This window comes from Flavobacterium filum DSM 17961 (assembly GCF_000425465.1).
Taxonomy (GTDB): domain Bacteria; phylum Bacteroidota; class Bacteroidia; order Flavobacteriales; family Flavobacteriaceae; genus Flavobacterium; species Flavobacterium filum.
The window spans coordinates 326,673-350,314 of record NZ_KE384381.1; the positions used below are offsets into that span (position 1 = coordinate 326,673).

Below are 23,642 nucleotides of genomic sequence, written 5' to 3' on the forward strand. Positions count from 1 at the left end.
AGTCAAAGCTATTTTGTCAAAAAAATGAATATAAATCTTTCTTTATATTCTTACTTCATATTGAAATGATTACCTTTGCAGGCGATAAAATTTGACTATGAATAAATGGTTTAGCGTTGGTTTTTGGGAATCAGTTGCACGAATTATTTTAAGAAACAGAATTACAATTCTAATCCTAATTTTTCTATTAACAGTGTTTTTAGCACTACAATGGAAAAATATGCGATTTACTTACACCGAAGCAAATCTACTACCGGATCATCATGAAGTTAACGAACAATATAAAGCGTTTTTAGATAAATTTGGTGAGGAAGGAAATTTGATTGTTATTGGTGTTAACGACAATACTTTTTTCAATCCCAACCATTTTGACGCTTGGAAAAAGTTGATTGATAAACTAGACCAATCCAAAGAAGTTGAACTGATTATATCGGTTGACAAACTCAAAACGTTACAAAAAAACGAAAGCAAAGAAATATTTGATTTAGTTGACTTTTTTGACAAAAGCAAAATTTCCGATTCATCCTATCTCGATAAAAAACACAAAGAACTTCTTCAGGATTTACCTTTTTATGAGCAACTTCTTTTTAGTAAAAAATCAGGATCTATTCGTGCCGCAATATATTTGGATAAAAAAATTGTCAACACGAGTATTCGAAAAATTTTCATTGAAAAAGAGCTTATTCCAGAAGTAGAAGCATTTGAAGAACAAACCGGAATTGATTTGAAAGTTTCCGGAATGCCCTATATCAGAACCTTAAATTCTCAAAACATTGTTGACGAAATTGGAATTTTTATTGGAGCGGCGTTATTGATTACCTCTTTGATTTTCTTTTTCTTTTTCAGAAGTTTCAGAGCTACTTTCATTTCGATGTGTGTGGTAATTATTGGCGTAATGTGGGCTTTTGGAACATTAGGATTATTAGGGTTTGAGATCACCGTTTTAACCGCAATTATTCCTCCGTTAATCATTGTGATTGGTATTCCGAATTGTATTTTTTTGATAAACAAATACCAACAAGAAGTCAAAAAACACGGCAATCAGGCAAAATCTTTACAACGAGTGGTTTCTAAAATAGGAAACGCTACGTTAATGACCAATTTAACAACTGCAGCAGGTTTTGCCACTTTTATTGTTACGGACAGCGAATTACTGACTGAATTTGGAATAATAGCTTCAATCAACATCATACTACTTTTCATTTTGTGTTTGTTGATTATTCCAATCATTTATAGTTTTATGCCGTTGCCAAAAGACAAACATTTGGAGCACCTTAATAAAACGTATACAACCACTTTTGTCAATTGGATTGAAAAAACAGTAAAGAATAAAAGTATAACCATTTATGCTACTTCCATTGTTTTATTAGTAGTTAGTATTATTGGTATTTATCTCATTCGAATTTCAGGAAGTTTAATTGAAGATATGCCCAAAAAAGCGGGGTTCTTTAAAGATATCGTGTTTTTTGAAAAAGAATTTGATGGTGTTATGCCATTGGAAATCATGATTGATACCAAAAGAAAAAAAGGAGTGATGAAGCTTTCAACCTTAAAAAAAATGGAGGAAGTACAAGAAATCATTAATGAAATTCCTGAACTCTCAAAACCGGTATCCATTGTAAATGTTGTAAAATACTCTAAACAAGCTTACTATAACGGTAATCCTGATTATTACGAATTACCAACAGCTCAAGAGCAAAGTTTCATTTTGTCGTATGCCAAAAATTCGACCAAAAACAATAAAGAGAATTTCATGAAAAGCTATGTGGATTCAACAGGGCAATATGCTCGAATTACCACATTTATGAAAGACATTGGTACCGATAAAATGGAAAAAATCGAAGAAAAATTGTGGGATAAAATCAACAAAGTTTTTCCTCCTGAACAATTTACGGTTACCTTAACGGGAAAGGCTTTGGTTTTTCAAAAAGGAACTTCCTACTTGGTAAACAATCTTGTATTATCACTGCTGTTTGCCATCTTTTTGATTTCTTTATTTATGGCTTACTTGTTCCGTTCGTTTAAAATGATTGTCATTTCACTTATTCCAAATTTACTTCCGCTAATCGTTACAGCGGGTTTAATGGGATATTTAGGTGTTCCCATCAAGCCATCAACTATTTTGGTTTTTAGTATTGCTTTTGGAATTTCGGTAGATGATACGATTCACTTTTTAGCAAAATACCGTCAAGAATTACAGGCCAACAATTGGAAAATCAGAAAATCTGTCTTTAATGCATTGAGAGAAACTGGGGTGAGCATGTTTTACACTTCAATCGTATTGTTTTTCGGATTCTCTGTATTTATGATTTCCAGTTTTGGAGGAACAGTTGCCTTGGGCGGACTAGTATCTGCAACACTTTTATTTGCAATGCTTTCCAACTTATTATTATTACCGGCACTTTTGTTATCGTTAGAAAAAACAATTGCCAATGAGGAAGAATTTTTACCTCCATCTATTGATATTTTAGTAGAAGAAGACGAAATTGATTCTCAACCTAAACCATAAAAAAAATTATATCTAGTATATTTGTATTGTAAATTTTAAGCACCATGAAAAAGCAGTTTAAAGTAGTTGAATTACTAACAAGCACCCCACTATTATCAGAAGTAAAAGTAAACGGATGGGTAAGAACTTTTAGAAACAATCAGTTTATAGCCTTGAATGATGGCTCTACCATTAATAATATCCAATGTGTTGTAGATTTTGAAAATACTTCAGAAGAAATATTAAAAAGAATCACAACCGGTGCGGCCGTTTCACTTACCGGTACTTTAGCAGAAAGTAAGGGAGCAGGACAAAAAGTTGAAGTTCAGGTGGCAACGATAGAAATTCTTGGCGATTCAGATGCAGAAAAATACCCAATGCAACCAAAGAAACATTCGCTTGAATTTTTAAGAGAAAATGCTCATTTACGTATCAGAACAAATGCTTTTGGTGCGATTATGAGAGTTCGTTCAACTCTAGCATTTGCCGTACATCAATATTTTCAAGAAAAAGGTTTTTTCTATGTGAATACACCAATTGTAACCGGTTCTGATGCAGAAGGTGCGGGTGAGATGTTTAAAGTAACAGCGTTACCTTTTGATAATACACCAAGAACCGAAGAAGGAAAAGTGAATTATAAAGAAGACTTTTTTGGCAAAGAAACCAATCTTACCGTTTCCGGACAATTGGAAGCCGAAACGTATGCAATGGCATTAGGTCAGGTGTATACATTTGGACCAACTTTTAGAGCTGAAAATTCAAATACCTCTCGTCATTTGGCAGAATTTTGGATGATTGAACCTGAAGTAGCATTTAATGATTTGGCCGCCAATATGGATTTGGCGGAAGATTTCATCAAATATGTAATCAACTATACGGTAAACAAACACCAAGATGATTTAAAGTTTTTGGAGCAACGTTTAATAGACGAAGAAAAAAACAAACCTCAAGCAGAACGCAGTGAAATGAGTTTGTTGGAGAAATTAAATTTTGTTTTAGAAAACAATTTTAAACGTGTTTCTTATACTGAAGCGATTGATATTTTAAGGGATTCTACACCAAACAAAAAGAAAAAATTTCAATATTTAATTGAAGAGTGGGGTGCTGATTTGCAAAGTGAGCACGAACGCTTTTTGGTTGAAAAACATTTTAAATGTCCGGTAATTTTGTTTGACTATCCTGCAAAAATTAAAGCGTTTTATATGCGTTTAAATGAAGATGGAAAAACGGTTCGTGCTATGGATATTTTATTCCCGGGAATTGGAGAAATTGTAGGTGGTTCTCAAAGAGAAGAGCGATATGATGTATTGATTGAAAAAATGAAAGCTCTAGGAATTGACGAAAAAGAACTTTGGTGGTATTTAGACACCCGAAGATTTGGAACCGCTGTTCATTCCGGTTTTGGTTTAGGATTTGAACGTTTGGTGCTTTTTGTAACGGGAATGACCAATATTCGTGATGTTATTCCTTTTCCGAGAACACCGCAGAATGCAGAATTCTAAATTTGTTTCAAGTTTAAAGTTTCAAGTTGTTTTGATGTCAGCAACTTGAAACTTGAAACCTTAAACTTTTAAACAAAATTTTTAAAATGTTAAAACAAAATCTACAATTCAAATTATCTCAAAAATTATCTCCTCAACAAATTCAGTTGATGAAGTTGATTCAATTACCAACACAGGCATTTGAACAACGATTAAAAGAGGAAATGAATGAAAACCCTGCTTTGGAAGGTGGAAAAGAAGAAGATGAATATGCAGATGAATTTGAAAAAGAAGAATACGATGATTATGAAGAAGATGAATACGATCGAATTGATGCAGAAGATATAAACATTGATGAATATTTGAGTGACGACGAAACGCCTGATTATAAATTACAAGCCAACAATTATAGTGACGATGATGACGATAGAGAAGTGCCATTTGCCGCTCCGGTTACGTTTCATCAAGATTTAATTAATCAACTCAATACCTTTATTCTTTCTGACGAGGAAAGAGATATAGCAGAATTTTTGGTCGGAAGTATTGATGACATGGGCTATATTAGACGTTCTATTGCTGATATTGTTGATGATTTGGCGTTTACTCAAGGAATTTATACGGATGAACCCAGCGTTGAAAAAATATTGCACATCGTGCATGAGTTAGAACCGTCAGGAGTTGGAGCTAGAGACTTGCAAGAATGTTTACTTTTGCAACTTAAGCATAAAACACCTACCGAATCAGTTGATTTAGCAATTGATATTGTGGCCAATCAATTTGAACAATTTACCAAGAAACACTACGAAAAATTATTGCAAAAATATGGTGTTTCACAAGAGCAACTAAAGAAAGCCATTGAGGAAATTGAAAAATTAAATCCTAAACCCGGTGGTGCTTTTAGTGGAAACAATAAGATAGTTGAACATGTGGTGCCTGATTTTATCATTCGAATTATTGATGGCGAATTAGACTTGAACTTAAACGGAAGAAATGCACCCGAGCTGCATGTTTCAAAAGATTATCAAGACATGCTACGCACTTATAAAGATTCGAGAGACAAATCGAATGCTCAAAAAGATGCGGTTCAATTTATCAAACAAAAATTGGATTCGGCTAAATGGTTTATTGATGCCATTCGTCAACGCCAAGAAACTTTATTTGTTACGATGAATGCCATTATGCATTATCAACAAGAATATTTTTTAGAAGGAGATGAAACAAAGCTTCGTCCGATGATTTTGAAAGATATTGCAGACATGATTGGGCTTGATATTTCAACTGTTTCAAGAGTTGCAAACAGCAAATATGTTGAAACACCTTATGGCACAAAGCTTATCAAAGACTTTTTCTCAGAAGCGATGAAAAACGATCAAGGCGAAGATGTTTCTACCATTGAAATTAAAAAAATTCTGCAACAAGTTATTGAAGAAGAAGACAAGAAAAAACCTTTACCTGACGACCAATTGGCCGATATTTTAAAAGATAAAGGATATCCTATTGCCAGAAGAACAATTGCCAAATACCGTGAACAACTTGATATTCCTGTTGCTAGGATGAGAAAAAAAATGTAACAATTTGAAAAGGATTTTGCCTTTGTTTTCTTATGTATTCCATCCGATATTCATTTCGGTTTATGGAGGTTTGGCCTACTTTTTATTTCTCAATGAATATTTTTCGTATAAAGAAGTATTACTGTATCTTATACAAATTACACTGTTAACGGTATTAATACCGCTCTCCATTTTTTATTTATTGGTCACACTTGGCAAAATAGACAACTTAATGGCAAAACGGAAAGAAGAACGGAAAATTCCTTTTTTGGTTCATCTCATTTTACTTTATGTATTGACGCAAAAAAGTATAAGTATTGAAAATCTTCCGGAACTATATTTCTTTTTTAATGGAGCTATTTTCAGTACAATCATTGCCTTTATTTCGTTGTATTCTAAGCACAAAATCAGTATTCATATGATTGGAATTTCATCGCTAACTGTTTTTGTGATGGGCATCAGTATTCACTATGAAATAGCCTTGATTAATACAATAGCATTACTCCTTATTTGCAATGGCTTTGTGGCTTCATCACGTTTATATATGAAAGCTCACACCACTTCGGAAATTATTCTAGGTAGTATTGCGGGTGTTTTACCACAAATTCTATTGTGGTATTTTTGGTTATAAAATATAAAATTGCAACCCTAGATTAAGAGTTCTTAAATCAATAGAAGAATCATTTAACTTTGCCTTGTTATTAAAAATTGGATTCAGTCCATAATAGGCATAAAAATTCCAAGTGTTGTAACCGGTAGCAAGATAAACACCATACTGAAATTTTGTAAAATGATTGCTATTAGCAATTTTATAATCTATTGTATTTGATAAAAAGTTAGATTGATTCAATAACATATAACTCAACTTAAAACCTGCATAAAGTCTAAAAAATTTGTGGCTTTGCGGAGTTGATGTCCTATACCTGAATTCAATTGGAAGATCTACATTCAAAAAGTAAAATTTATTTTTATTATAGTCAAATCCATCCTCAATAATAGAATATAAAATTCCATTATCTCCTTTTGAAATCAACAAATCTTGATTAAATGATTGGTAGGTAAATCCTGCACCAGCAGCAATAGCATACGTTCTTTGTTTGTTTATTGGCATATCGCGAAGAAAACCAAATTGCAATCCTGTTGAGAATTTATTTTGGGTTAAACCATTTGGTTTATTTTGCAATATATTATAGGCTATTCCAACATAAAATTGATCTTCACGATAGTTTAAATCTAATTTTTTTGCATACGGAATTGTATCTTGAGCCCATACTGAAAGTGAGAGTAACCAGAAAAATAAAATCCTAATCATAACATCGATTTTTGAAATATAAAAATACAAAAATAGCCACGCATATACGTGGCTATTCTTTAAAAAAGTTTCTTATTTCTTAATCAACTACACTACCTTTAGTTGTAGTATAATTGATTTTAAGTGCATCCATTTTTCTTAACTCTTGTTTGATTTCTCCAACCAATCCCATTTTTACTTCTTTATCTACTTTTAATGAAGTAGTTAAAACTTTTTCTAATTCAGGATTTCTTGAAGCCCTTTCAGCTAAAATAAATGTTTTGATATCTGATACTTCAGAAAGGCGATCATTCAATTGAATTTTTGCTCCTTCTCCGTATTTTTTTCTGTATTTCTCGTGAGGTTTACCTGCGAAAATAAACATTACACGATCCTTTTTTTCAAGTTTAGTTACCTGATCAGCTTTGGGCAAACTATTCTGAATCAACAAATCATTATCTTTTAACACAGTAGCTACCATGAAAAAGAATAACAACATGAATACAATATCAGGCAAAGAAGCTGTTGAAATCGCTGGAACGTCTCCTCCTTTTTTCTTTTTAAATTTAGACATAGTTCTAAAATTTACAAATTAATTACGTTTAGGCTCTGCTTCAGATAACTTCTGCGGAAACAACGTTTGAATTTCTTTAATAAATGGCTCAATTTTATTGCGTTGAGCTTCTTTTGTTTTTGGATCTTCAAACATCGCTTCTAAATCTCTAAACGATTTACCATATCGTGCTTGACACTCTCTATCTCTTAAAAAGTAATACGCCGCTACCAATTCATTTTGAACGGAAATATACGCTTTATAAGAAGTTTCGGAGTCATTTTGCAATGATATAATCGCTTTATCCGGATTATCAGACGAGGCAGGATTTCTTTCTCCTTTGCAATAAGCACAAGAACCATCTCCTCCATTATCTAGAAAATCAATAGCTGCTTGTCTTAGGTCTTTTAAATCCATCAACTTGTCTTCTACCAATAATTGATCGTTTTTATTTACCAAAACAGTAAAAATATTTTTCTCTTTTACCGGTGGTGGATCAATTTGGTCAGGTTGAATTGGAGGTAACTTTCTATTGATACCCTGATCCGTTTGGATAGTGGTAGTTACCAGAAAGAAAATCAACAGCAGGAAAGCAATATCTGCCATCGAACCGGCATTTACTTCTGGCGGTGCATCTCTGTGTTTTCTAGCCATTGTTTACTTTTTAATTCTGTTATATCCTGTGAAAACCATCAATCCAATAGCAACTAGTGCTAATATGTAAAATGCATTAAGTCCGGTACTAACCATTTTTGAGGCAAAAGAAGATACTTCTCCTCCGTCTTTTAATGGCACTGCTGTTCCATCAGCAAAAATGAATGCCACTAAAAACACCCCTAAAAATGCACCTATGCTCATAAAAGTCTTTTTTAATTCACCTTTTTTAGAAGCTAAATTTTTAAAAGTATAATATAATACAAACACAATAGCAATCAATAGCATCAAATATGACACATAAATAATTGGGGAAATCATTCCACCATCTTGAGCATCAGCCATCATAATGGTTGCCAAGAAAACTATTGAAAGTACACTTAATACAATAACGAGTAATCTTGTTAACTTTTGTAAGTTCATGTTATTGTCTTTTTAAAATTATTTTTTGTTTTTGTAATCTACTAAAATATCTACTAAGCTAATAGATGCATCTTCCATATCATTAACAATAGAGTCAATTTTTGCAATAATATAATTATAAAATATTTGCAAAATCATTGCTACGATAAGACCGAATACAGTTGTTAATAAAGCTACTTTAATACCACCGGCAACCAAAGAGGCGTCCATGTTTCCAGCTGCTTCAATTTTATCAAATGCTTGAATCATCCCGATTACTGTTCCCATGAAACCTAACATCGGTGCTAATGCAATAAACAATGAAATCCAAGATACGTTTTTCTCTAATTGTCCCATTTGAACTCCACCATAAGAAACAACTGCTTTTTCAGCTGATTCAATTCCGTGGTCAATACGATCTAAACCTTGATAGAAAATAGAAGCAACAGGACCAGAAGTGTTTCTACAAACTTCTTTAGCAGCGTTAACACCACCTGAGTTCAATGCATCTTCTACATCTTTGATTAATTTTTTAGAATTTGTTGTAGAAAGATTTAAGTAAATAATTCTTTCAATTGCAATGGCTAAACCAAGAATTAAACACAATAATACGATTCCCATGAAACCAGGACCCCCTTGGATAAATCTTTCTTTTAATTCTTGTGTAAATGATTTTTCTTCCGCAACAGCTTCTTCATCTGTAGCTTCAGTAGTTGCAACTTCTTCCGTTGCAGCAGGAGCGGCAGCTTCAACAGCAGCTGGTTCAGTTGTTTGTGTAGAGTCCTGAGCTTGAACTGATCCAAACATCATTAGACTTGTAATTGCTAAAATAGAAAATAATCTTTTCATTGCTTTCGTTCTTAATTTTAATTAGTTAATCAGGTTAAAGGTATAAATTAATTTTTAAAAAAATACAAATTTAAAAAATATGCGGAGAGAAAGGGATTCGAACCCTTGATACCCTTTTGGAGTATACACACTTTCCAGGCGTGCTCCTTCGACCACTCGGACACCTCTCCAATACTTTCGAATGCATTTTAAGAGTGCCAAATAACAAAAAAAAACTCACTTGAAAAAATTAATTTTGTTATTTTTATGACAATTCTCCTCTCAAAGAGGTTTCGAAAATGGTTTTGAACACTTTAGCAGAAACATTTTGTCCTAACAAATACATTAATTTTGTGATTGCTGCCTCTGTTGTGATGTCTTTTCCTGAAATTACGCCTATTTTTTTTAAATACGTACTCGTTTCATATTGTCCCATGTTCACACTTCCGCCTGAACATTGTGTTACATTTATAACGTAAATTCCTTTTTTTATTGCCTTTTTCAAAATAGTGATGAACCATTCTTCTGTTGGAGCATTGCCAGCACCATAGGTTTCTAACACAATGCCTCTTAAATTTGGAATATCAAACATGGATGAAAGAACTCCTTCATTTAGTCCAGGAAACATTTTTATAATGGCAACATTTGAATCCAACTCTTTGTGAACAGCTAATTTTTTAACTGTAGTTGAAGACAAAAGGTATTCTTGATTAATTTTAATGTGTACACCAGATTCTGCCAAAGCCGGACAATTTGGAGAGGCAAATGCCATAAAATGTTCAGCATTAATTTTGCTTGTTCGATTTCCTCGGTATAATTTATACTCAAAATAAAGACAAACTTCTTTGAAAACCGGTTTCCCTTTTTGTTTTAATGAGGCAATTTGTATAGCTGTAATCAGATTTTCCTTGGCATCCGTTCGCAAATCACCTATTGGCAATTGAGAACCGGTAAAAACGATGGGTTTTGACAAATTTTCAAACATAAAACTCAATGCTGATGCCGAATACGACATCGTGTCAGAACCATGCAACACCACAAAACCATCAAATTTGGCATAATTATCTTCTATAATTTCTGCCATTTCAATCCATTTTTGCGGGTTCATATTAGAAGAATCAATCGGTTTTTGAAAAGAAATGGTTTCAATCTCACAATCCAATTGCTTTAATTCCGGAATGCGTTGTAGTAATTTTTTGAAATTAAATGCTTTTAAAGCTCCTGTTTCAAAATCTTTCATCATACCAATTGTTCCTCCGGTATAAATTAAAAGTATGTTTGCTTTAGAATGCATTTTGATATTTCATCTTGTTGGTTACAGGATTTGCATACATAGACAAGAAACTCTCCACCATTTTTGGATTTTGACTATCAATTTTCATTTCCAATCTTCTCTCAAAAAGTGACTTTTCTTCTTCGGTGTATAAATGCTGATATTTTTCTGATTGGTGAAGTAAATCATAGGCTATAAAATTGGTTGGCCAAAGTTTATAGGTGCTTAAAATAGAATCATCAATTACTTGAGCCAAGGCTTGAATTTGACGATTAGAATTGTCTTCATTTTTCTTTATTATTTCCAATTCATCTTTCAACACATCACCAACATGAATGTGAATTCGCTTTTTCTGCCCCATTATTCCACTTAACAACGTGATAAAGTCTTCATTTTTTTCTTTAATATAGACTTCATTATTGGCTTCAGCCATCAATTGCGGCATTTTTAAAGCATCGGTTGGATCATATTCATACGAAATGGAAACCGGAACAATTTTCATTTTTTTGAAATAATCCATTACTTGTTCTTCATTTGAACCCATGGCCAACATTTTTAATACACCTTGATGCGTTGCGTCATTTCCGTCTTTTGTTCGACCTTCGCGTTGAGCTATCCAAACAGAACGATTTTCTCTAAACAAAAGCTGACCAATGTATTCTGACATCAATTTTGAACTTTGCAATAATTCTCTTGGTGGTAAACCACGTTGAACTAAAAAATTACGATTCAATTTTGACAATTTGAGCAAAAAATCTTTCTTCACTAAATTGTCTCCAATGGCAGAAGCGGTCATTACTAAACCATGGTCAAACAAGGAAACATTCAACAACGATGTGTCCAAAATAATATCTCTATGATTGGAAATAAATAAATATGAAGTGTTTTTCTCTAATTTTTCAAAACCGGAAGTGGTTAACCCTTCTGAACTTCGTTGAAGCACTTTTTGAATGGAATGATACACAAAATTGATTTGAAAATCACGAATGGAATGCGTTCTTACCAATTGTTCTTTCCAAACTGAATCTTCTTGTTCCGGAAAAGTAAAATTCATTAACGCCTTCATCATCGGATGATGCACTACTGAACGAATTCCTTCATTTACCTCAGTATCAGAATAGGGCCGAATGGTATCAAATTTTGACATGAATCAACTTTTTATGCCACAAATGAACAAAAAAAATGTGACTTTTGAGTCCTTTTAGGCTAAATCCCGAAAACAGCTTTAGAATTTTCAGTTGTAATTTTAGCCACTTCTTCCACTGAAATTCCGTATAAATTGGCCATTTTTTCGGCCACTATTGTTACATAACTGCTTTCATTTCGTTTGCCACGAAAAGGAACGGGAGCCAAATAAGGCGAATCGGTTTCTAACACAATATGTTTCAAGTCAATTTGATGGATAAATTGATCAATTTTACCGTTTTTAAAGGTTATTACACCGCCAATTCCTAATTTCATATTGAGTGAAATCGCTTGATGAGCCTGTTCAATCGTTCCGGTAAAACAATGAAAAATACCAAATAAATCATCGCTTCTTTCTGATTCTAATACTTCGAAAATTTCATCAAATGACTCTCGACAATGAATAACGATGGGAAGTTTATATTTTTTTGCCAATTGAATTTGATGCTTGAAGGCTATTTTTTGTATATCAAGCGTAGATTTATCCCAATAAAGATCAATGCCAATTTCGCCAATGGCAACAAATTTTCGCTTGGCTAATTCTGTTTCAATATGCTTTAACTCCTCTTCATAATTTTCTTTCACATAGCACGGATGTAATCCCATCATCAAAAACACATTTTCAGGATAGTTGGCTTCCAATTCATACATTAACTGCGTGCATGTGGAATCAATCGCCGGAACAAAAAAACGAGTTACACCATTTGATAGAGCATTTTGCATCATTTCTGCTCGATCTGAATCGAACTCTTCAGAATATAAATGAGTATGTGTGTCGGTAAAAATCATTCGGCAAAAATACATCTTTTTAAAGTTAGAATGAACAGCTTTGTTTTCATTTTAAATTGAACTACATTTGAATTTTAATCGATAAAATGAAGAACTTACAAAGCCTTTTAAAAGATTCAGGATATAAAAAAATCAATTTTAAACTTTCCAAAACGCAACATTTATTAATAAAAGCAAAAATTAATGGAATAAAAGGAAGTTTTATTTTAGACACCGGAGCCTCCAACAGTTGTATTGGTTTTGATGTTGTAGAACATTTTGAAATTGAAGCAAAAGCCTCAAAAAACAAAGCCGCTGGTGCTGGTGCAGTTGGCATGGAAACCCAAATCAGCAATCAAAATTTATTGCAAATTGGGCGATGGAAAACCAAAAATTTAGCTTTAGTTATATTTGATTTGACACATGTAAATTTAGCTCTAACACAATACAAAGCAAAACCGGTTCATGGAATAATTGGAGCTGATGTTTTGTTGCAAGGAAAAGCAATTATTGATTATTATAACCATTGTTTATACCTTAAGTAATATGAAAAAATTTGTCTATATTTTACTCTTTACCGTTTTGAATTCAACTGCTCAAAACAGTACTTGTGATGTTGTTGAACAATGTATATATACCTTAACTTTGGAAAGTTCAAATGGTTCTGGTTGGAATGGAAATTCGATGACCATCTTTCAAAATAATGTAGCCATAAAAACTATTGGATTAAATTTTACGAATGGATCTTCTTTAACGGATAACGTATTTCTTTGTGACGCCACATCTTTTAATTTGGTTTGGAATGAAGGCGGTAGCCAACCTGAAAATGTTAAGATAAAAATGATTAGTCCGTTTAATCAAACTATTTTTATCAAAAATTATGGTGATGGGGAACAAAATTCCACATTATTTTCGGCAACTGCTAATTGTACAACTGATTGTTGTTTCTTTTATCCAACAAATTTAAATTTTATTTCAAGTAATGAGACAACAGCTCAATTGAGTTGGGCAACAACGTACAATCCTCCTCAATATGATATTTTTCTCACTACTAACTTAGCACTTACAGCTAATCTTTCAGATCCGTTTATAACAGTAAACAGTAATCCGGCAGAAATATCTGACTTAATACCATGTACAAATTATAAATATTATGTTCGGTATAGATGTTCTCCAGTTGAAGTTAGTTTATGGTCAGTAGAAAGTGTGATTTTCTCTACTCAATGTACCATGAATTTGAATCAAAATGAGTTTCAAAATCTGCAAATTTCTCCTAATCCTGTGATTGATGATTTATTTATTTCAAACAATAAATTAATTACGGAAATAGAAGTGTTTTCAATTCAAGGTAAAAAAATAATGACAATTAAGACAAACTTTCATTCTGGTACAATCAATTTAAACGCACTTCAAAAAGGTTTCTATTTATTGAAATTAAAAGGGATTAATGAATCGAAAACAATTAAAATGCTAAAAAACTAGTTTTAAATTGTTTTTAGTTTTTTGGCATTATTTTTGGAAAACGAATTTTAAATAGTATTTTTAAAACCTTAAAAACAAATGTATATGAAACTAAAAACTACGTTAACCATTTTTACGTTATTTTTATCTGTATTGTCTTTTGGACAAATTCAACCTTTTGGTCATTTAACCATTTTTTCTGAAGATGGAGACAAATTTTATTTGGTATTGAATGGCGAACGCATAAATGATGTTCCACAAACCAATCTTCGTGTGGAAGAATTAGTTCAGCCGTATTACAACGCTAAAATCATTTTTGAAGACAAAGAAAGACAAGAAATTTCTAAAAACTTTCTTCAAATTGCTGATGCAGACGGAATTTTTATGGATGTGACTTATAAAATTCGTCGTGACAAAAACAAGCCAACAAAGATGAAATTGAATTTCTTTTCAATGATTCCAGTAGTACCTGATTTTGTACCACCATCAAATGTGGTTGTGCAAAGATGGGGACAACCTGCTCCTGCACAACAAGTTATTGTTCAGCAAACAGCTCCAGTTGGTGTTGTTCAACAAACCACAACTACTACTACAACTGGAGTAAGTACAGGTGTGAATGCAGGTGTAAATGTTGGCGGTGTTGGCGTTAATATTTCTATTAACGACCCGGTTTTTGGTGCCAGCACAACAGTAACAGAAACAACAACCGTAACTACCGGAGGAACTGTTGTTCAACCAAGACAACCAAGAGAAGTGGTTGTAGTAGATAACAATCCTACTTGTGTGAATAAACGCCCAATGAATCCAAATGATTTTAATGCTGCTATACAAACTATCAGAAATCAAGGTTTTGATGAGTCAAGATTAAAAACAGCACAACAAGTGGCACAAAACAACTGTTTAAACACCAATCAAATCATTGAAATTTGTAAAATCTTTGGGTTTGAAGAAACCAAATTAACCTTTGCTAAATTTGCTTTTGATGCGTGTGTTGAACCAAGAAACTATTTTAAAGTGAATGATGTGTTTTCATTTTCATCAAGTGCAGATGAATTAAATGATTATATTTCTAGAAGATAATTTCAAATAGGGATAAAACAAAAATCCCGATTAGAAAAGTCTAATCGGGATTTTTTTGTGAGAACGACAAAACTTCAACACCTCTATTTGTAGGTTTTTAAGTCTTAATTTGTAATCCAAATATAAATGTCATATCATTGCTCAAAATTTTAAAAAATACAATATAAATGAAAAAATTATTTTTATTCTTGGCTGTGAGTTCTTTGGTTTTAACCTCTTGTTCAAAAGATGATGATGGAAAAAAAATTGGAGGAACAATTACTGTTACTATTGATGGACAAACAAAAACTTTTAACAATGTAGTTGTCTATGAAGAAGTTTATAACGCTGGCACAGCTGATGAATACACAGATCTTTTAGTTGATGGTAGTATTGGTAATAGCACTAATGAAACTATTACTTTTGAATTAGAAAAAGGAGATACTAGCTCAAATTCTATCTATTTTTTCTACGAAAAAAACGGTGTAATTTATAGTTATAATGGAATGACATCAACCATAACAACAAACAATAATAGTAAAAAATTAAAAGGGAATTTTTCAGGAACTATGTCTAATTTTTCTGGACCTGAAGGTATAAATTTAGAATTTACAAACGGTTCTTTTGATATACAATATTAATTTTCTCAAAGCAAAATAACAAAAAATCCCGATTAGGCTTTCCTAATCGGGATTTTTTCATACTTGAAAATTAATAATTATTTACAATTCTAAAGCTTTTTTTGCATTTCCGCCCATCAAATGTTCTACTGGGTTTTCTAACGCTTCTTTTACGGCCACTAAGAAACCAACTGATTCTCTTCCATCGATGATTCTGTGGTCATAGGATAACGCTACATACATTACCGGTGCAATCACAATTTGACCATTTCTCACAATAGGTCTTTCTACTACATTATGCATTCCTAAAATTCCTGATTGTGGCGGGTTGATGATTGGTGTTGATAACATACTTCCAAAAACTCCTCCGTTTGAAATGGTGAATGTTCCACCCGTCATTTCGTCAACAGTGATTTGACCATCACGTGCACGAATTGCCAAACGTTTGATTTCGGCTTCAACGCCTCGGAAAGAAAGTGTTTCTGCATTTCGCATTACCGGAACCATTAATCCTTTTGGACCGGATACCGCTACTGAAATATCACAGAAATCATATGAAATTTTCTCTTGACCATCAATCATTGAATTTACGTCTGGATATAATTGTAATGCTCTCGTTACAGCTTTGGTAAAGAAAGACATAAAGCCTAAACCTAATCCATGTTTTTCTTTGAAAGCATCTTTATATTCTGCTCTTAAATCATAAATCGCAGTCATATCTACCTCATTAAACGTGGTTAACATCGCCGTTTCATTTTTGGCCGAAACCAATCGTTCTGCTACTTTACGACGCAACATGGATAATTTAGTTCTTTCTGAACCACGGTTTCCTCCGGTTGGTGTCCCCATTGATGGAACTGCGTTAACAGCATCATCTTTGGTAATTCTTCCGCCTTTTCCGGTTCCAACGATATCGGAAGGTTGTATGTTTTTTTCGTCTAAAATTTTACGAGCCGCAGGAGAAGGAGCTTGTGTAGCATACGTTTTTTCAGGAGCCGGAGCTGCTTTTACTTCTACTTTCTTTTCTTCTACTTTTGGTGTTTCTTCTTTGACTTCTACTTTAGGTGCATCACCGCTTGGTTTTGCTGCAGATGTATCGATTAGACAAACTACGGCTCCAACGGCAACAGCATCGCCTTCTTCCGCTTTAAGTGTAATGATTCCACTGGCTTCTGCGGGTAGTTCTAGGGTAGCTTTGTCAGAATCAACCTCAGCAATAGCTTGGTCTTTTTCTACATAATCACCGTTTTTTACTAACCAAGTTGCAATTTCAACTTCTTTTATTGATTCTCCCGGCGAGGGAACTTTCATTTCTAAAATCATGTCTAATATTGGTTTAAAAGTTTCAGGTTTCAAGTTTCAGGTTTTTCCAACTTGAAACCTGAAACTTGAAACATATTTTTTATCTAAATAAATTTTTATCAAATACCATTCGTATTGCATCAGCGTGACGTCTTCTGTCGCGAGTATGACTTCCGGCAGCCGGAGCAGCATAAGCTTTTAATGAAGCTAATCGCCATGGCACTAAGTCAAAATTCATCAACATAAAGCTATAAGCTCCCATATTTTTTGGTTCTTCTTGTGCCCAAACATAATCATCTGCATTCGGATAGGATGCAATAATTGCTTTTAATTGCTCAATCGGCAAAGGGAACAATTGCTCAATTCGAACCAAAGCTACATCATTTCTGCCTAAGTTTTCTCTTTCAGCTAAAATATCATAGTAGAATTTTCCGGTACAGAAAACTAGCGTTTTTACTTTTTTCTTATCTACTGAAAAATCGTCAATGGTTTCCTGAAATTGACCGTTGTACAATTCTTCTCTCGTTGAAACACAAAGCGGATGACGCAACAAACTTTTAGGTGAAAAGACAACCAAAGGTTTTCTAAACTTCGTTTTCATTTGTCTTCTTAACAAATGGAAGAAGTTGGCAGGCGTTGTACAATCAGCCACATACATATTATGACGAGCACAAAGTTGCAAATAACGCTCCATTCTGGCGGAAGAATGTTCCGCTCCTTGACCTTCATAACCGTGAGGTAACAACATGACAATTCCGTTTTGGTTATTCCATTTGTCTTCTCCACACGAAATGTATTGGTCAATCATGATTTGTGCACCATTAGAGAAATCACCAAATTGTGCTTCCCAAATGGTTAACGCATTCGGATTGGCCAAAGCATATCCATAATCAAATCCTAATACACCATATTCGGAAAGGAACGAATTAAATACATTGAATTTTCCTTTTTTACCTTTAAGTGTGTTCAATAATACTACTTCTTCTTCACTGTCTTCCACTTTAACAACGGCATGACGGTGAGAAAATGTACCTCTTTCCACATCCTGACCGGATAAACGCACATCATAACCTTCGGTTAATAACGTTCCATAAGCCAGCGTTTCTGCTGTACCCCAATCGATAGTATCGTTATCATACATCGTTTTACGATCAGAAACAATCTTGGTAATTTTATTGATGAATTTTTTATCCGATGGTAAAGTAGAAATGGTTTCCAAAATAGCATCCAATTTCTTTTGGTCGTATTTAGTATCTACTTTTTTCAACATTTCATCATCTGAAACTTGAACAAAACCTTTCCATTCCTCTTGCATAAAAGGCTTGATGATAGTTAAATCTTTTTTGCGGGAAGCTTGAAGATTTTCATCTAACTTGGCTTTGTACTCATTCTCTATTTTGGTAATATAAGCCGCATCAACAATTCCATCTGAAATCAATTTTTCAGCATAAATATCTCTTGGATTTCTATGTTTTGCAATGATTTTGTATAAAACAGGTTGTGTAAAACGAGGCTCATCTCCTTCGTTGTGACCATATTTTCTATATCCTAACAAATCGATGAATACATCGCGACCAAAAGCCATTCTGAAATCTAACGCAAATAACATAGCATGAACAACCGCTTCACTGTTATCCGCGTTAACATGAAGTACTGGTGACAATGTTACTTTGGCAATATCGGTACAATAGGTAGACGAACGTGCATCTAAATAATTCGTTGTAAATCCAACTTGATTATTGATGACGATGTGAATAGTTCCACCGGTTTTATAACCGTCTAGTTGCGACATTTGTATGATTTCATACACAATTCCTTGTCCGGCCACAGCCGCATCACCATGCACTGCAATTGGAAGCACTTTAGAAAAATCTTCCGGAAAATATTTATCTTGTTTGGCTCTGGTAATTCCTTCAATTACAGCACCAACCGTTTCAAGATGCGAAGGATTGGGAGCTAAATTGATATTGATTTTTTTACCTGAACTTGTTTTTCTTTCTGAAGTTAAACCTAAATGGTATTTTACGTCACCGTCAAAATATTCTTTATCGTAGTCTTTCCCATCAAATTCTGAGAAAATATCTTGTGTAGGTTTCCCAAAAATATTGGCTAGCGTATTCAAACGTCCTCGGTGTGCCATTCCCATGACGAAATGCTCTACTCCCTTTTCAGCAGCGGATTCAATTACAGCATCTAAAGCAGGAATCAAACTTTCTCCACCTTCTAATGAGAATCGTTTTTGACCTACATATTTTGTATGAAGAAAGTTTTCAAAAGAAACTGCTTCATTCAATTTACCTAGTATATGTTTTTTTTGATCTGCCGAAAAATTAGGTTGATTGTCATTAGCATTTATACGCTCTTGTACCCAATTTACAAAAATTGGATTTTCCATGTGCATGTACTCAATACCGATGTGCTGACAATACATACTTTGAAGATGATTCAAAATTTGACGCAATGTCGAAGGTTGCTTGCCTATTACTTTAGCGGCATCAAAAACAATATCCAAATCAGCTGATGATAATCCGAAATTTTCAATTGACAAATCCGGAGCATACGTTCTTCTTTCTCTAACCGGATTGGTTTTAGTAAATAAATGACCACGCGTTCTATATCCGTCAATTAATTTAAGAACATTGAATTCTTTTTGTAATTTTTCTGAAATCAAACTATTGTTTTGATCTCCAGAGGAAAAATCGGCTAGTTGGGATTCGGGGTCAACATCAGAAGCCGACTCTAATCCAAAATCAAAACCTTGAAAAAAGGCTCTCCAACTCGGCTCAACCGAATCGGGATTTTGGGTATATTGATCATATAAATCGGCAAAAAATTGTGTATGTGCTGCGTTTAAAAAGGAAAACCTATCCATAATTAGTAGTAATAAACCTTATTTGTTAAAAATAGTTTTGCAAAAGTACAATAATTGCCATAATCTTTCATTTATTTTTGCATACTTTTATGTTTTTAATTGCTAAAAAGATATAGATATGAAAAATGCCGTAAAACTTCCTGTAATTATTGCTATTCTACTAGTTGTTTTTTGTGTAGAAAATACTTTTGCTCAATCAGAGCAATCGATTTCCAACCAAGGAAGAAGCGAGTTTTGGTCTAAAGTACGTTTTGGAGGAAATATTGGTCTTGCCATTGGAAACAATTACACCGATATTACTCTTGCTCCCGGAGCAATTTATGATTTCAATCAATACATTAGCTTAGGTTTTGGAATTCAAGGAAGTTATGTAAAACAAAAGAACTTTTTTGAATCGTATATTTATGGTGCGAGCATGATTGTTTTGGGAAATCCCATTCCTGAAATACAGTTATCTGCTGAATTGGAACAACTTCGAGTGAACACGACTTATAAAGACAATTTTGGTTCTTTGAAAGATAATTTTTGGAATACCGGTTTGTTTTTGGGAGCAGGCTACCAAACGAATAATGTTACAATTGGTCTGCGTTATAATGTGTTACACAATGACAATCGAAATGTGTATTCGGAAGCTTGGATGCCGTTTGTTAGAGTTTATTTCTAAACCAAACTTTCTGCCATTCTCTTTTTAAAATTAGGAAAGCTACTTTTTCAGCCAGTTCGGCAATGTCATCACCATTTAGTTTTTTGACTTCTTCTTCGGAAACATCGATGATATAAAGCAAATTCAAATATTCGGCAAATTTGTATTGAATGAGTCGATATACTTTTTCGTGCAATTGAATTTTTAATTCGTTGGGCGAAGTACTTAACGGAAAATCAACCGGTTCGTTAGCAAAATTGAAATCTTTATTGAGTTGTTCAATGAGTTTGAGGTAAAGATTTTCTTTTTCTGCTTCGGTTAAAAGATGGTCAGTTGATGTTGGGATGGGATACATTTGATTAACGATTGATGATTTTTAATGGAACACGGATTGGATGGATTAAATGGATTTACGCTGATTTTTTTTGTTCGCAAGCGAAAATGGATTTAACCTTATAATGCATCTACACGAAGGCAGGGATTTTTAGCACTTCACTTTTTTAGAAATAAGAAACCACCGCTTTAGAAAACGGCTGTTAGCAGATGTTTTTGTTTAGTAAATTTGTTCTGTTTTAATTTTTTATTTGTATTTATTAATTTTCCGTTTTTCCATTTATAGATTAGATTCCAAACTATTTTTCCATTCGCACTATGATCAACGCTATCAACTAGAACGCTTTTTGTTTTTTTATCAGGAAACATATTATTCAAATTTTTAGTTTCTAAATGATTTTCAAACTTTTTAGTTAAAGAATTTACGATTAGTAAATACCCTTTAGACATTGAAATTCCGTTTGATGAAGTTGAGTTTAAATAAATGTCTTTGAAGTTGTCAAAATTATAATCTTTAAATTCGATTTCATATTGTTGATAGGGAACTTCTAAATCATTTAATTCATCGGTTTTTTTCCATTCTTTATTCACTAAATTATAAAGTTCAATTTTATAAACCGTGTCACTTGGACAATTTACAATTATTGCACTTTTTTGATTCTTTGAAAATAAGTTTCCACTTTTTATAAATAAAAAAGGTTCTTGATTAGAAAATTCTAAAGTGTCTTTTGTCTTTGCTTTTTCTAAAAGCTTATACAAAGTATCAACTATAATTACACTTTCGCTTTTATGTTTTTCAATTTGTTTATTCGAAGAATTAATCTTCTTTTCTGTTTCATTTTTACAAGAAAACAGAAGTAAAATTAGAAATAAAAAAATTGATTTTATCTTCATTTTGTCTTATTTATGATTTTTTCCAAATCTCGGCTAGCTCTAGACTTAATGCTTAATATAACACGGATTGAATGATTTACGCTGATTTTTTTGATTTACAGTAGAAAATGGATTCTAAAATATTACGTGCTTAGCAGGAGATTGCTACGCCAGTTCGCTATCGCTCGTGTCCTATTTCGACTTCGTCATCTTTCGGAATGACAAAGAACCCGAAACTTTCAAACTCGCAACTTAAACCTCCCTCTTCATCAACTTCTCACCAAAAGCTCTCAAAACCATTTTTTTATCTTCGCCAATTTGCATTTTGGATAAAGTTTGGAAAGCTTTCATCGTGTAATCTTCTATGGCTTTTTGAGTAGCTTTTGAAGCTCCGGTAAGATTGAAAAATTCTTTTACTGATTCAATTTTTTCGGAATTATCACTCGGTTGAATGGAATATAAATGCAACAATTGCTCTCGTTCTTCGGCTTTTGAAAATTCCATTGCTTTTAAGTAAAGATACGTTTTTTTGTTTTCGATAATATCGCCACCTGCTTGTTTTCCAAAGGTCTCTGGACTTCCGAAACAATCTAAATAATCGTCTTGTAATTGAAAGGCGATGCCCAAATTCAATCCAAAATCATAAATTAAATTACCATTTTCTTCCGAAGTTTCAGCGATAATTGCTCCCATTTTCATCGCAGCTCCAACCAAAACAGCGGTTTTAAATTCAATCATTTTTAAATATTCGGGAATTGTTACATCATCACGTGTTTCAAAATCAACATCGTATTGCTGACCTTCGCAAACTTCTAAAGCGGTTTTGCTGAATAATTTTGCTAATGCTCTAAAGATTGTTGGTTCATAACTTTCAAAGTATTGATAAGCCAAAATCAACATAGCATCTCCAGATAAAATGCCGGTGTTCAAGTTCCATTTTTCATGAACGGTTTCTTTTCCTCTACGCAAAGGAGCATCGTCCATAATATCGTCGTGAACTAATGAAAAATTATGAAAAACTTCTACAGCTGTTGCCGCAGAAAGTGCTTTTTTAAAATCAACATCAAAAACCTCGGTCGATAGTAAGGTTAAAACCGGACGCATTCTTTTTCCGCCTAAACGCAAAATATAATCTATTGGTTCATACAGATTTTTAGGTTCTTTTAAAATTTTCTGATTTTCTAAATGAGCAAGAAAATGATCTTGATAAACCGCAATAGAATGCATTGGAAAAAAAATTTTTAGTTTAATGGAATACAAAGAAAACCAAAAAAAACCGAATGCAGAAACCAGACCAATAATTACACCGAAAAACAAATGTTAAATAAATGCAAATACTTTGGAAACTATTTTGGTGTTAAAAGTTCCCTTCTTACATTTGCCGGCGAAATTTGATCATGAATAAATGAAAACGAAAATTATTGAAAAAGCGGCTGAACTATTCTTAAAATTAGGTTTTAAAAGTATTACAATGGATGACATTGCTAATGAAATGGCTATTTCAAAAAAAACAATTTACAAGTTTTTTTGCAACAAAGAAGTCCTGATTGAAGAAACCGTTGAAAAGGTTCACAATGATATTAACCATACCATGTCAGAAATTTTTCAGCAAAAACACAATGCCATTAAAGAGAACTTTCAAATAAGACAAACGTTTAAGGAGCTATTCAAATCCTCAGAAACGTCGCCGGTATATCAGTTAAAAAAGCACTATCCTGAAATTTACGACAAGGTATATTTCAGACAGATTGAAGAATGCAAGGTGTGGTTCAGAGCAAATATTGAAAAAGGAATTATGCAGGGTTTATATCGACCGGAGGTAGATATTGAACTCTATTCGAAATTTTATTATCTGCTTATTTTTCAGATCAACGAATCTACTGTTCTTGAAAAAGAGACCTCAGCATTGGAATTAAAAGCATTAGAATACCACACAAGGGCATTATCGACACCAAAAGGCATTGAAGAGCTTGAAAATCAACTATCTAACCTCAATATATAATCAT

General features: G+C 33.1%; 23 protein-coding genes and 1 tRNA gene. 10 read left to right on the forward strand and 14 right to left on the reverse strand.

Annotated elements, in window-relative coordinates; genetic code table 11:
• Positions 1-97: 97 nt before the first annotated feature.
• The 4 genes from H601_RS0114480 (at position 98) to H601_RS0114495 (ending at position 6,150) form a co-directional block, all read left to right on the forward strand.
• On the forward strand, positions 98-2,509 hold the full coding sequence (locus H601_RS0114480) for an efflux RND transporter permease subunit (protein WP_026712159.1): 2,412 nt from the start codon (positions 98-100) through the stop codon (positions 2,507-2,509).
• 44 nt (positions 2,510-2,553) lie between these two features.
• Entirely contained in the window at positions 2,554-3,990 is a 1,437-nt protein-coding gene (gene asnS / locus H601_RS0114485; protein ID WP_035656088.1) for an asparagine--tRNA ligase, read from the forward strand.
• A gap of 86 nt (positions 3,991-4,076) precedes the next feature.
• The gene (gene rpoN / locus H601_RS0114490) at positions 4,077-5,540 is read left to right on the forward strand and encodes an RNA polymerase factor sigma-54 (RefSeq protein WP_026712161.1); all 1,464 of its coding nucleotides are present in this window, start codon (positions 4,077-4,079) and stop codon (positions 5,538-5,540) included.
• A 4-nt stretch (positions 5,541-5,544) separates the two neighbouring features.
• A complete protein-coding gene (locus H601_RS0114495; protein ID WP_026712162.1) occupies positions 5,545-6,150 on the forward strand; it encodes a hypothetical protein in 606 nt (201 codons plus the stop codon).
• Here H601_RS0114495 and H601_RS0114500 read toward each other — a convergent pair.
• The 9 genes from H601_RS0114500 to H601_RS0114540 form a co-directional block, all read right to left on the reverse strand.
• Positions 6,145-6,831: a porin family protein gene (locus H601_RS0114500; protein ID WP_035656091.1), complete on the reverse strand. Its 687-nt coding sequence runs from the start codon at positions 6,829-6,831 to the stop codon at positions 6,145-6,147. The two genes, H601_RS0114495 and H601_RS0114500, sit on opposite strands and share 6 nt — an antisense overlap.
• Before the next feature lie 79 nt (positions 6,832-6,910).
• Complete coding sequence (locus H601_RS0114505; protein ID WP_026712164.1) at positions 6,911-7,384, reverse strand: ExbD/TolR family protein; 474 nt, start codon at positions 7,382-7,384, stop codon at positions 6,911-6,913.
• Between the two features lie 18 nt (positions 7,385-7,402).
• Positions 7,403-8,017: an ExbD/TolR family protein gene (locus H601_RS0114510; RefSeq protein ID WP_026712165.1), complete on the reverse strand. Its 615-nt coding sequence runs from the start codon at positions 8,015-8,017 to the stop codon at positions 7,403-7,405.
• Positions 8,018-8,020: 3 nt separating this feature from the next.
• Positions 8,021-8,440, reverse strand: coding sequence for a hypothetical protein (locus tag H601_RS0114515; protein WP_026712166.1), 420 nt, complete (start codon positions 8,438-8,440; stop codon positions 8,021-8,023).
• A gap of 18 nt (positions 8,441-8,458) precedes the next feature.
• The gene (locus H601_RS0114520) at positions 8,459-9,268 is read right to left on the reverse strand and encodes a MotA/TolQ/ExbB proton channel family protein (RefSeq protein ID WP_026712167.1); all 810 of its coding nucleotides are present in this window, start codon (positions 9,266-9,268) and stop codon (positions 8,459-8,461) included.
• 82 nt (positions 9,269-9,350) lie between these two features.
• Positions 9,351-9,438, reverse strand: a tRNA-Ser gene (locus H601_RS0114525).
• Between the two features lie 74 nt (positions 9,439-9,512).
• Positions 9,513-10,541: an asparaginase gene (locus H601_RS0114530; RefSeq protein WP_026712168.1), complete on the reverse strand. Its 1,029-nt coding sequence runs from the start codon at positions 10,539-10,541 to the stop codon at positions 9,513-9,515.
• Positions 10,531-11,667: a 1-acyl-sn-glycerol-3-phosphate acyltransferase gene (locus H601_RS0114535; protein WP_026712169.1), complete on the reverse strand. Its 1,137-nt coding sequence runs from the start codon at positions 11,665-11,667 to the stop codon at positions 10,531-10,533. Before H601_RS0114535 ends, H601_RS0114530 begins: the two co-directional genes overlap by 11 nt.
• Before the next feature lie 59 nt (positions 11,668-11,726).
• Complete coding sequence (locus tag H601_RS0114540; protein ID WP_026712170.1) at positions 11,727-12,494, reverse strand: TatD family hydrolase; 768 nt, start codon at positions 12,492-12,494, stop codon at positions 11,727-11,729.
• An 86-nt stretch (positions 12,495-12,580) separates the two neighbouring features.
• Here H601_RS0114540 and H601_RS0114545 point away from each other — a divergent pair, with 86 nt between their 5' ends.
• The 4 genes from H601_RS0114545 to H601_RS0114560 all read left to right on the forward strand — a co-directional run bounded on the left by H601_RS0114545 (position 12,581) and on the right by H601_RS0114560 (position 15,634).
• Positions 12,581-13,018, forward strand: a complete 438-nt coding sequence (locus H601_RS0114545; RefSeq protein WP_026712171.1) for a retropepsin-like aspartic protease — start codon at positions 12,581-12,583, stop codon at positions 13,016-13,018.
• A gap of 1 nt (position 13,019) precedes the next feature.
• Positions 13,020-13,955 (forward strand): T9SS type A sorting domain-containing protein, encoded by a 936-nt coding sequence (locus H601_RS0114550; RefSeq protein ID WP_169628276.1) that lies wholly within the window; start codon positions 13,020-13,022, stop codon positions 13,953-13,955.
• Between the two features lie 84 nt (positions 13,956-14,039).
• Positions 14,040-15,014 (forward strand): proline and serine-rich protein 1 family protein, encoded by a 975-nt coding sequence (locus tag H601_RS0114555; RefSeq protein WP_026712173.1) that lies wholly within the window; start codon positions 14,040-14,042, stop codon positions 15,012-15,014.
• A 167-nt stretch (positions 15,015-15,181) separates the two neighbouring features.
• The gene (locus H601_RS0114560) at positions 15,182-15,634 is read left to right on the forward strand and encodes a hypothetical protein (RefSeq protein ID WP_026712174.1); all 453 of its coding nucleotides are present in this window, start codon (positions 15,182-15,184) and stop codon (positions 15,632-15,634) included.
• 81 nt (positions 15,635-15,715) lie between these two features.
• On the opposite strand, the gene odhB is transcribed toward H601_RS0114560, so the two are convergent.
• Positions 15,716-16,936, reverse strand: a complete 1,221-nt coding sequence (odhB, locus tag H601_RS0114565; RefSeq protein ID WP_026712175.1) for a 2-oxoglutarate dehydrogenase complex dihydrolipoyllysine-residue succinyltransferase — start codon at positions 16,934-16,936, stop codon at positions 15,716-15,718.
• 79 nt (positions 16,937-17,015) lie between these two features.
• Entirely contained in the window at positions 17,016-19,787 is a 2,772-nt protein-coding gene (locus tag H601_RS0114570; RefSeq protein ID WP_026712176.1) for a 2-oxoglutarate dehydrogenase E1 component, read from the reverse strand.
• A gap of 118 nt (positions 19,788-19,905) precedes the next feature.
• Between H601_RS0114570 and H601_RS0114575 the strand changes: the two genes are divergently transcribed.
• Complete coding sequence (locus H601_RS0114575; protein WP_035656094.1) at positions 19,906-20,451, forward strand: hypothetical protein; 546 nt, start codon at positions 19,906-19,908, stop codon at positions 20,449-20,451.
• Here H601_RS0114575 and H601_RS0114580 read toward each other — a convergent pair.
• From H601_RS0114580 to H601_RS0114590, 3 genes are all read right to left on the reverse strand, one after another.
• A complete protein-coding gene (locus H601_RS0114580; RefSeq protein WP_026712178.1) occupies positions 20,435-20,785 on the reverse strand; it encodes a hypothetical protein in 351 nt (116 codons plus the stop codon). The genes H601_RS0114575 and H601_RS0114580 overlap by 17 nt on opposite strands.
• A gap of 167 nt (positions 20,786-20,952) precedes the next feature.
• Positions 20,953-21,657, reverse strand: coding sequence for an XAC2610-related protein (locus H601_RS0114585; protein ID WP_026712179.1), 705 nt, complete (start codon positions 21,655-21,657; stop codon positions 20,953-20,955).
• A gap of 231 nt (positions 21,658-21,888) precedes the next feature.
• The gene (locus tag H601_RS0114590; protein WP_026712180.1) at positions 21,889-22,863 is read right to left on the reverse strand and encodes a polyprenyl synthetase family protein; all 975 of its coding nucleotides are present in this window, start codon (positions 22,861-22,863) and stop codon (positions 21,889-21,891) included.
• Positions 22,864-23,041: 178 nt separating this feature from the next.
• Between H601_RS0114590 and H601_RS0114595 the strand changes: the two genes are divergently transcribed.
• Positions 23,042-23,638 (forward strand): TetR/AcrR family transcriptional regulator, encoded by a 597-nt coding sequence (locus tag H601_RS0114595; RefSeq protein WP_026712181.1) that lies wholly within the window; start codon positions 23,042-23,044, stop codon positions 23,636-23,638.
• Positions 23,639-23,642: the final 4 nt, after the last annotated feature.

Excerpts from the sequence above, each read along its gene's own strand:
- H601_RS0114480 (WP_026712159.1), top strand. The coding sequence starts at position 98 with ATGAATAAATGGTTTAGCGTTGGTTTTTGGGAATCAGTTGCACGAATT.
- asnS (WP_035656088.1), top strand. The coding sequence starts at position 2,554 with ATGAAAAAGCAGTTTAAAGTAGTTGAATTACTAACAAGCACCCCACTA.
- rpoN (WP_026712161.1), top strand. The coding sequence starts at position 4,077 with ATGTTAAAACAAAATCTACAATTCAAATTATCTCAAAAATTATCTCCT.
- H601_RS0114500 (WP_035656091.1), bottom strand. The coding sequence starts at position 6,831 with ATGATTAGGATTTTATTTTTCTGGTTACTCTCACTTTCAGTATGGGCT.
- H601_RS0114505 (WP_026712164.1), bottom strand. The coding sequence starts at position 7,384 with ATGTCTAAATTTAAAAAGAAAAAAGGAGGAGACGTTCCAGCGATTTCA.
- H601_RS0114510 (WP_026712165.1), bottom strand. The coding sequence starts at position 8,017 with ATGGCTAGAAAACACAGAGATGCACCGCCAGAAGTAAATGCCGGTTCG.
- H601_RS0114515 (WP_026712166.1), bottom strand. The coding sequence starts at position 8,440 with ATGAACTTACAAAAGTTAACAAGATTACTCGTTATTGTATTAAGTGTA.
- H601_RS0114520 (WP_026712167.1), bottom strand. The coding sequence starts at position 9,268 with ATGAAAAGATTATTTTCTATTTTAGCAATTACAAGTCTAATGATGTTT.
- H601_RS0114530 (WP_026712168.1), bottom strand. The coding sequence starts at position 10,541 with ATGCATTCTAAAGCAAACATACTTTTAATTTATACCGGAGGAACAATT.
- H601_RS0114535 (WP_026712169.1), bottom strand. The coding sequence starts at position 11,667 with ATGTCAAAATTTGATACCATTCGGCCCTATTCTGATACTGAGGTAAAT.
- H601_RS0114540 (WP_026712170.1), bottom strand. The coding sequence starts at position 12,494 with ATGATTTTTACCGACACACATACTCATTTATATTCTGAAGAGTTCGAT.
- H601_RS0114545 (WP_026712171.1), top strand. The coding sequence starts at position 12,581 with ATGAAGAACTTACAAAGCCTTTTAAAAGATTCAGGATATAAAAAAATC.
- H601_RS0114550 (WP_169628276.1), top strand. The coding sequence starts at position 13,020 with ATGAAAAAATTTGTCTATATTTTACTCTTTACCGTTTTGAATTCAACT.
- H601_RS0114555 (WP_026712173.1), top strand. The coding sequence starts at position 14,040 with ATGAAACTAAAAACTACGTTAACCATTTTTACGTTATTTTTATCTGTA.
- H601_RS0114560 (WP_026712174.1), top strand. The coding sequence starts at position 15,182 with ATGAAAAAATTATTTTTATTCTTGGCTGTGAGTTCTTTGGTTTTAACC.
- odhB (WP_026712175.1), bottom strand. The coding sequence starts at position 16,936 with ATGATTTTAGAAATGAAAGTTCCCTCGCCGGGAGAATCAATAAAAGAA.
- H601_RS0114570 (WP_026712176.1), bottom strand. The coding sequence starts at position 19,787 with ATGGATAGGTTTTCCTTTTTAAACGCAGCACATACACAATTTTTTGCC.
- H601_RS0114575 (WP_035656094.1), top strand. The coding sequence starts at position 19,906 with ATGAAAAATGCCGTAAAACTTCCTGTAATTATTGCTATTCTACTAGTT.
- H601_RS0114580 (WP_026712178.1), bottom strand. The coding sequence starts at position 20,785 with ATGTATCCCATCCCAACATCAACTGACCATCTTTTAACCGAAGCAGAA.
- H601_RS0114585 (WP_026712179.1), bottom strand. The coding sequence starts at position 21,657 with ATGAAGATAAAATCAATTTTTTTATTTCTAATTTTACTTCTGTTTTCT.
- H601_RS0114590 (WP_026712180.1), bottom strand. The coding sequence starts at position 22,863 with ATGCATTCTATTGCGGTTTATCAAGATCATTTTCTTGCTCATTTAGAA.
- H601_RS0114595 (WP_026712181.1), top strand. The coding sequence starts at position 23,042 with ATGAAAACGAAAATTATTGAAAAAGCGGCTGAACTATTCTTAAAATTA.